Origin of the sequence: uncultured Agitococcus sp. (assembly GCF_937920075.1) — a bacterium.
In the GTDB taxonomy this organism is placed as follows: Bacteria; Pseudomonadota; Gammaproteobacteria; order Pseudomonadales; family Moraxellaceae; genus Agitococcus.
The window spans coordinates 1-8,176 of the sequence record NZ_CALETI010000466.1 but is presented as its reverse complement, the minus strand read 5'-3'; the positions used below and the strand labels follow the sequence as shown (position 1 = coordinate 8,176).

Here is an 8,176-nt window from a genome sequence, read left to right as displayed (position 1 = left end):
ACCATGATCTAGGAACGATTTTTTATGCGTGTTATCCCTTTTATTTTTGCCTGTTTTTATCCTTTTTTTAGCTATGCCCAATGTCCTGACATGGAAGCTGTTATAAAAACTCCTATGTTAACACCCCCCATCAAAAAGCACTTTGAACATTTTACCAATAAATTTAATGTAAGCTTTTTTGACCCTTGGCATATGGTTCATGACGAAATAGTCCAACAAGGTCAAGCCATCACAGTGACTGCTAAATTTGATTACAATGCACGTTTTCACAAAGATTTAGAACAAGAATATGTTCAAGCCTATTTAATTGGCACAAACATCAATCAATGGAAAGCTTTAGGACGTTACCAAACAGACGATGAAGGTAAAGTTCAAGTTAATCTAGGCATATTACCTATTGGCGAATACCGTATTCGCTTTGTGGTTGAAGGCGATTTGACATCAACAGATGGTTTTGTTTCTGTGGTTGAAGCAGGTCGCAAAGCCGTGTTATTTGATATTGATGGCACATTAACCAAAAGCGATTTTGAAGCCTATGCCGATTATGTGGGGATAAAAACAGCTAAACCTTATCCCTATGCCATTGAAATGGTAAATGCTTATAAAAACAAAGGCTATCAAATTATTTTTTTAACTGCTCGTCCGTATTGGGTGGCAAAAAATGCACGCGAATGGGCAACAAAAATGGGGATTCCTGCATGGCATTATCGCAGCAATCCTTATGGTGATGGTGCTATTCCACCTAATACTCAAGAACACAAAACCAACTATGTGAAATACCTAAAAAATACCGTGGGTTTAAATATTATTCGTGCCTATGGTAATGCAACAACTGATATTGCTGCTTATGCAGATGGTGGTTTGCCTAAAGCAGAAACCTATATTATTGGTACAAATGCAGGTAAAGAAAATACTCAACCCATTTATAACGATTACACCTATCACTATAGTACCGTGGTGGTAAATACGCCTCAGTCAAGTTCTTGTCCGTTATAACCCCCTCTAAATCTCCCCCTTGTCAGGGGGAGACTATTGTTTAATACATATACGTTGCTGTACCAGCCGCAATTAACTCTTGTTTTTCGTTATGCAATTCCATACGGGTCACACAAATTTGTTTGCCAACACGCAATAAGCTGGCTGTTGCGGTAAACAGCTCTCCTCGACCTACTTTTAAATAATCAATACGCATATCAATGGTTGCTAAACGATTAATACGGGCTGTTCTTTCTTCTTTGGCAGTACCTTTTAACGCCACATACGCCCCACTCATGGCCATTGCACCACCAACCGTATCCAAAGCGGTGGCAATCACTCCACCATGCAACACTTGTTTAAAAACATTACCAATCAACTGTGGCTGCATCGCAAACTCAGCAGTAATTTTATCATTGGACATTTCTTTGATGCTTAGCCCCATAGCTTGGGTAAATGGCACCATATTAAAGCCCATTTTTAAACGCTCTTGCAAAATGCGTGCTTTTTCTTCATCAGTGATCGTGGTTGTATGTTGGTGGCTCATAGCATAAAGTCTCTATTTATAATTTATTATTCGGTTTTAACCGATCAAATGCTTGCTTGGCAATGACCAAAAAAACAATCTTTTTAGGACTTAGTCGGTTAGCACTTATTTAGGGTCTATTTATGAAACTCGCTTTATTAACTGATCAAGAAATTTTGGCTATCGTTAACCCGATGATGGATAATTTAATGGCTGGCTCTACCGCTATTAATCACGCACAACATACCCAAGATTTTACTGAACGCGCCAAAGCCATTGTCACGCCCGAACATTTAGCTTATGTCTGTAAAGATTATCAGGCCAAATGGGGATTTTTTACCCATCGTGAGTTTGTGGCTATTTTTAGACGGCCTGCGTCGATTGCCGTTATTTGGAAACAATTTTGCTCACAACAAGTGGGGGAATTTGTGGCCGAAATTGTGGTGGTCGAAAAAGACGGACATTATTTAATTGACCATGCAATGGTGTTTTAAGTTCCCCTTTCCCAAAGTTAGCAAGGGAATACCCTCTCCTTTTAGGAGAGGGTTAGGGTGAGGTCTAAGCTAAACTCAACACCGCTTGGACTAACTTTTGAATCCCTGCACGCGCTTCACGAATACGTGCTGCATACATATATGCTGGTGTTGTGACAATTTTGCGCTCGCTATCAATCACACATTCATCAACTGCACAATTAACATGTACCCCACCCATCGCGTTAATCGCAGCTGCTGTACCTGCATCATTGCCAATGGTGTATTGTGTGCCTGCTCCACCAATTTTGGGAGCCATAGCAGGTGCAATACACACTAAACCGACAGGTTTCCCTGCTTGACTCATGCCTTGAGCAAAAGCCAATACCTCAGCTTGTACCGTCATGTCGCTGCCTTTAACGGCAAAATTGCATAAATTCTTCGCTGCGCCAAAACCACCGGGAATAATCAAAGCATCAAAGTCTTCAATCTTAGCCTCGGTAATTGGTTTAACATTGCCTCGCGCCAAACGCGCCGCCTCGACCAAGACATTACGGCTTTCGGGCATTTCTTCGCCCGTTAAATGATTAACCACGTGCATTTGCGGCATATCGGGCGCAAAACATTGATAACTGACATCCGCCTCATCTAAAGCCAACAAGGTTAAAGTGGCTTCATAAATTTCACCACCATCTTTAAAGCCACAACCTGATAAAATAACTGCTACTTTTTTCATTTTTTCCATCCTGTCACTACAAAATTTATTTAGCAAATCTAACAGCACTCTAAATTTTTGCTAGAGTACAGATGTAATTATTTTTATTGAGTTGCCTTATGTCCCAATTTACTTTTGCTCGTGGTGCTTTTCCACAAACCCGTATGCGTCGTTTACGCGCTCAAGAATTTAGCCGTCGTTTAGTACAAGAAACGGTATTAACACCTGCCGATTTAATTTACCCGATGTTTGTGTTAGAGGGTGAAAAACGCCGCGAAGCCATTCCGTCAATGTTAGGTATTGAGCGTGTGTCAATTGATGAATTACTCAAAGAAGCGGCTGAATTGGTGGCTTTGGGTGTGCCTGCGGTGGCCTTGTTTCCTGTCACGCCGCCCGAAGCAAAAAGCTTATTAGCTGAAGAAGCATGGAATGCTGAGGGTTTAGCCCAACGTGCAACACGCGCTTTAAAAGCGGCTTTTCCACAATTAGGCGTGATTACTGATGTTGCGTTAGACCCATTTACCACACATGGTCAAGATGGCATTATTGATGAAAACGGCTATGTGCTAAATGATGTCACCACCGAAGCGTTAATTAAACAAGCGATTTCTCATGCGCAAGCAGGTGCCGATGTGGTCGCACCTTCCGATATGATGGATGGTCGAATTGGTGCAATTCGTGCGGCTTTAGAACAAGCAGGCTACCCGAATGTGTGTATTTTGTCGTATGCCGCAAAATATGCGTCTAACTACTATGGGCCTTTTAGAGATGCGGTCGGTTCGGCGGGTAACTTAAAAGGTGGCAATAAAAAGACCTATCAAATGGATCCTGCTAACCGTATGGAAGCCTTACACGAAGTAGGTCTTGATTTGGCTGAAGGTGCAGATATGGTCATGGTGAAACCTGCCATGCCCTATTTGGATATTATTCGTGAAGTAAAAGATACCTATCAAGCCCCCACTTTTGCTTATCAGGTCAGTGGTGAATATGCCATGCACATGGCGGCGATTAGTAATGGTTGGTTAAAGCGTGATGAGATTATTTTAGAGTCGTTAATGTGTATTAAACGCTCTGGTGCAGATGCGATTTTGACCTATTTTGCCAAAGAGGCGGCGAAGTTGTTGCAGAAGTAGCGTGGGTTGACGTAGGAAACCCACGACCGTTTATATCTTGTGGGTTTCGTTCCTCAACCCACAACCGTTAAATTAGTCTTGTCGTTTTCCTGCGTCAATCTACACTATCTATAATTATTTTTCTTCTCGCAATTGACTTCCCTCTTCCCCACCCCTATTAAATAATTTCGACAATAAACAAACAGGAACACCGTTATGTCACTCTCCATGTATCAATCGTCAATTCCCATTTTTATTCACATGTTAGGCAATCTGCGTAACATTCTACAAAAAGGCGCAACTCACGCCACCAACAAAAACTTTGATGCAAGCATTTTAGTCAATAGTCGACTAGCACCCGATATGTTTGCTCTTGCTCGCCAAGTGCAAATTGCTACCGATATGGTTAAAGGCTGTGCAGCGCGTTTAGCAGGCGTAGAACCACCCAAATATGAAGACACCGAAACCACGATTGATGAGTTAATTGCACGGGTAGATAAAACCATTAGCTTTTTAAAAGAATTTAGCCCTACTCAAATTGATAATACCGAAGACAAAGCCATTACCCTTGCCTTACGCACTCGCACCTTAAACTTTGATGGCAAAACCTACTTGCAGCATTTTGTGATTCCCAATATGTATTTTCATATCACCACCACCTACAACATTTTGCGTCATAATGGTGTAGAACTGGGTAAACCAGATTTTATTGGTGGTTAAAAATCCTCTTTTAGATAGTGCAAAATAAAAAGCCCTTGCACAATGGCAAGGGCTTTTTTTATGGCTTTTAAGAATGTTGCTTAAACAGCAACTTCTTTACCATCTTTGCGATAAATCACGATGGTTGCTGAGCGTGGACGTGCTGTTTTATTACTATTTACCACGGTTGGGTTAGCAACATCTGGCCAGTTACTGCTAATGCTCGTTAAATTACCATCTTCACCAGGATGCTGAATATTCACAAAAATAGCCTTGTTATCAGGAGTCATCGTCACACCTGTAATTTCACACTCTTTAGGGCCAACCAAAAAGCGGCGTAAATTGTCTTCAGTTGGATTTTTACCCTTAAAGGTATCTTGTGTATCAATGGTTGTTTTGCCACCATCCCCAACTTTACCTGTCACTGCGGCTAACATCATACAGTTCGTCACATCAGTGTAAGCACCATCATCAGTTTGAATCCACAAGATACCGCGTGAGTCAAACCACAAACCGTCAGGGCTAGACATATCGTTAGCACTGGTTAAGTTAGAGACGTTAATTTTGCTTTTATCCGCATCTTCCTCTGCGGCAAACACATAAACATCCCATGTAAAACCTACAGCACTATGTTCGCCGTCTGTTTCTTTCCAACGAATAATATGGCCATGTGGGTTGCCTTTACCTTTTTTACCGTCTTCGTCCGTGTAATTACGTGGGTTAGCAGCATCCACAGGATAACTTGTACCACGATTACTGTTATTAGTTAAAGTGAGGTAAATTTCTCCCGTTTTTGGATGTACTGCTGTCCATTCAGGCCTGTCCATTTTGGTTGCACCCACAGAGTCTGCGGCTAAACGAGCATTAACCACTACGGCTGCTTGCGAAGTAAATGGATATACTGCATTATCAGCCACTAAACCATTTACACCAAAACTTAACTCTAACCACTTACCTGTACCATCAGCATTAAATTTGGCAACATACAATTTGCCATCATTCATGTATTTGTCGCCAGCGGTTAAACCACCTGTTGCATCGGCTGCATCCCACACTTTTGCCGAAACAAACTTATAAACATATTCACCGCGTGAGTCATCACCCATATAAAATACGACAGGCTTACCCACTTTAACAGGTGCAATCACACAACCTTCGTGGGCAAAACGACCTAAAGCAGTACGTTTACGTGGTGCATTACTGGCACTGAATGGGTCAATTTCAACTACCCAACCAAAGGTATTTGGTTCATTACGGAAGTCGGTGTCTGCTGTTTTGGCTGCATCTAAAATAGTGGCATTCCAACGGGTAAAACGGTCATCGCTATCACTAGCCGTTGACCAAGAATTTGCACCTGTTGAGCTAGTCACACCATAACGTTTTAAACTGGCTAATTCAGCTGTGCTACGTAAACTATCATCCGTACTTGGACGTTTAAAATACCCCGCCCAGTTTTCTTCACAGGTTAAATAAGTACCCCAAGGCGTATAACCATTCGCACAGTTATTTAATGTGCCACGACCTTTTTTGGCTTTGGCATCGTATTTAGTCACTAAGAAACGACTAGCCGCAGCGGGGCCGTGAAACTCCATCACTGTGTTTGGTGTAACACGACGGTTTAAGGTATTCGCTTTATCAACCGCAAATGAACCATTGCTTTGGCGATTAATCGCGACAACGCTGACGCCATGACAATTAATTTCTTTTAAGGCTTCATCAACAGGACGTTTGCCATCGACTGTTGTTGGACCACTAGCGTGTAAGAAAGCACTAGTAATATTTTCATGATTTAAACACAACAAACCTTTATCCGAGGTTTTTGAACTCCATTTACCATCACTGCCTAAACCAAAAAAGCTCATACCATCATGATGGTCGCCTGCACGAAACTCATAAGAATCTGCTGTTTCAGAACCATCATTTGCCCATGCAGAAGTTGTTGTGTTTAACGCATCCCCTAAAGCATAAACAACTGCGACTTCATAACCTGTTGGTACAGTAACCACATCATTTAAATTTTTAGCAACTGGTGTGAAACCTAATTTTAATTCTGGTTCAGGTGTTGCAGCAGGAACGACTGTATCATCGGAATTACCACAGCCAGTTAAACCACCTAACATTAAAGCAGCAGTTGCTGACATGCCACCTAAAACGGTTTTACGGCGAGATATACGAACTTGTAAGACTTCATTAAAATGAGAATTAACTGAATGATTGGTGTCGTCTTGTTCTTGATGAGTATCAATATAAGGGCGTTGTTCAGTCATGTTAAAATACCTAGCATATGGCGGATAATTTTCTACGCCATACACTAAGTACCACTGATGACATTGATTTGACTAAACGATGACAGTTTAGTGAAAACCGTTTTTAATTGAGTGCAACTCTAGCCTTTGCCCCAGCCACTAAACGTTCGGTGCTAATAATCGCACGAGTATGTGTGCCTTCGCCAATTTTGCCACCTGCATCAAAAGCTTCAATAGTAAATTTATAAAGTTTGCCTTCTTTGCCTACATAGGTAGCAACCGCTTGAACAACTTCATATTTGGGCGTTGCTGCTAGATGCTGAATATCCACACCTACCCCAACCGATAACTCACCGTCATTGAGTAACACTTTTAAACAACGTGCAGCAGCTAACTCCATTAAGCCCACCATCCGCGCAGTCGCAAAGACTTCAGGAAAATCATCATCCGCCATCACCGCAATCGCTTTAGCGGTATCCATATCCGTCACCGTCATTGAGGCTGTGCCAGTGCTACCTTCGGCCAAATGTTTGTGTTTGGCTATTAATGCTTTACCCTCAAAACTAATGCCTGCCCAACCATCACGCATAAAATTACGAATATTGCCATGACCTGAGCCTTGTGGATCATTTAAGACTTCTTGATAAAAACGACCAAAACAGGCTAAGGTTTCTTGTTCATTTAAATTATTTAATAAAGCAAAGGCAAAAATACGACACGAGCCTTCGTTTTGGCCTGCTTCATTCATCACGACTGTGGTTATACCATTGGCAAAACGCGTGGGCTGATAGTCGTATAAAGTATTAATGACATGAATCGTATCTTCAAAATCTACATCTTTGTTGCGTAACTTGGCGAAAAATTCCTGTAACATGGCTAGATATACCCTTGGTATTATTAACTAAAAATAATGTTTGAATTGTGCCTTGCTTTTTATAATTTGATAAGAGGATTTTGATAATGGGTAAGAATGTGGTGATTACTGGTGCATCTAGTGGCATTGGTGCTGCTTTAGCAAAGGCATTTGCACAAAAAGGTTATAATTTAGGATTGGCTGCTCGTCGTTTAGATAAGCTTGAAGATTTAGCACGACAGCTCGAAGAGCAATATTCTATTCAAGTTGCTGTGACTGAATTAGACGTTCAAGATGATAGTCAAGTTGCACCAGCACTCAGTCATTTAGCACAACAACTTGGCCAACTAGATATTGTCATTGCTAACGCGGGGATTACTGGCGCACGACGTAGTGGTAATGGTAACTTAGCAATTGATAAAGCAATTTTTCAAACCAATTTAATCGGTGCGATTGCGACCTTAGATGCAGCAACAAAAATCTTTTTGGCTCAAGGTCATGGTCAATTAGTGGGAATATCGTCGTTTTCTGCCTTTTCCCCCTTACCCACCAGTGCTGCCTATTCAGCCAGTAAAGC

Annotated in this window: 9 protein-coding genes; 5 read left to right on the top strand and 4 right to left on the bottom strand. The window is 41.5% G+C overall.

Going from position 1 to position 8,176, the window contains the following annotated elements; genetic code table 11:
* Window positions 1–24 precede the first annotated feature (24 nt).
* Entirely contained in the window at window positions 25–996 is a 972-nt protein-coding gene (locus tag Q0212_RS15885) for an HAD family acid phosphatase (RefSeq protein WP_297927315.1), read from the top strand.
* Window positions 997–1,036: 40 nt separating this feature from the next.
* Here Q0212_RS15885 and Q0212_RS15880 read toward each other — a convergent pair whose 3' ends face one another.
* Window positions 1,037–1,522 (bottom strand): thioesterase family protein, encoded by a 486-nt coding sequence (locus tag Q0212_RS15880; protein WP_297927313.1) that lies wholly within the window; start codon window positions 1,520–1,522, stop codon window positions 1,037–1,039.
* 122 nt (window positions 1,523–1,644) lie between these two features.
* Between Q0212_RS15880 and Q0212_RS15875 the strand changes: the two genes are divergently transcribed.
* Window positions 1,645–1,995 (top strand): hypothetical protein, encoded by a 351-nt coding sequence (locus tag Q0212_RS15875; protein ID WP_297927311.1) that lies wholly within the window; start codon window positions 1,645–1,647, stop codon window positions 1,993–1,995.
* A 64-nt stretch (window positions 1,996–2,059) separates the two neighbouring features.
* Here Q0212_RS15875 and elbB read toward each other — a convergent pair whose 3' ends face one another.
* Entirely contained in the window at window positions 2,060–2,710 is a 651-nt protein-coding gene (gene elbB / locus Q0212_RS15870; RefSeq protein WP_297927309.1) for an isoprenoid biosynthesis glyoxalase ElbB, read from the bottom strand.
* A 98-nt stretch (window positions 2,711–2,808) separates the two neighbouring features.
* On the opposite strand from elbB, the gene hemB reads away from it, so the two are divergent.
* On the top strand, window positions 2,809–3,822 hold the full coding sequence (gene hemB / locus Q0212_RS15865; RefSeq protein ID WP_297927307.1) for a porphobilinogen synthase: 1,014 nt from the start codon (window positions 2,809–2,811) through the stop codon (window positions 3,820–3,822).
* Window positions 3,823–4,017: 195 nt separating this feature from the next.
* Complete coding sequence (locus tag Q0212_RS15860) at window positions 4,018–4,521, top strand: DUF1993 family protein (RefSeq protein WP_297927305.1); 504 nt, start codon at window positions 4,018–4,020, stop codon at window positions 4,519–4,521.
* An 80-nt stretch (window positions 4,522–4,601) separates the two neighbouring features.
* Here the strand turns inward: Q0212_RS15860 and Q0212_RS15855 are convergent, their stop codons facing one another.
* Window positions 4,602–6,767, bottom strand: coding sequence for a PhoX family phosphatase (locus Q0212_RS15855; RefSeq protein WP_297927303.1), 2,166 nt, complete (start codon window positions 6,765–6,767; stop codon window positions 4,602–4,604).
* 103 nt (window positions 6,768–6,870) lie between these two features.
* Window positions 6,871–7,620, bottom strand: a complete 750-nt coding sequence (locus Q0212_RS15850; RefSeq protein WP_297927301.1) for a HopJ type III effector protein — start codon at window positions 7,618–7,620, stop codon at window positions 6,871–6,873.
* A gap of 86 nt (window positions 7,621–7,706) precedes the next feature.
* Here Q0212_RS15850 and Q0212_RS15845 point away from each other — a divergent pair.
* Window positions 7,707–8,176, top strand: a 470-nt coding sequence (locus tag Q0212_RS15845; protein WP_297927299.1) for an SDR family NAD(P)-dependent oxidoreductase, incomplete at its 3' end; no start/stop codon positions are given.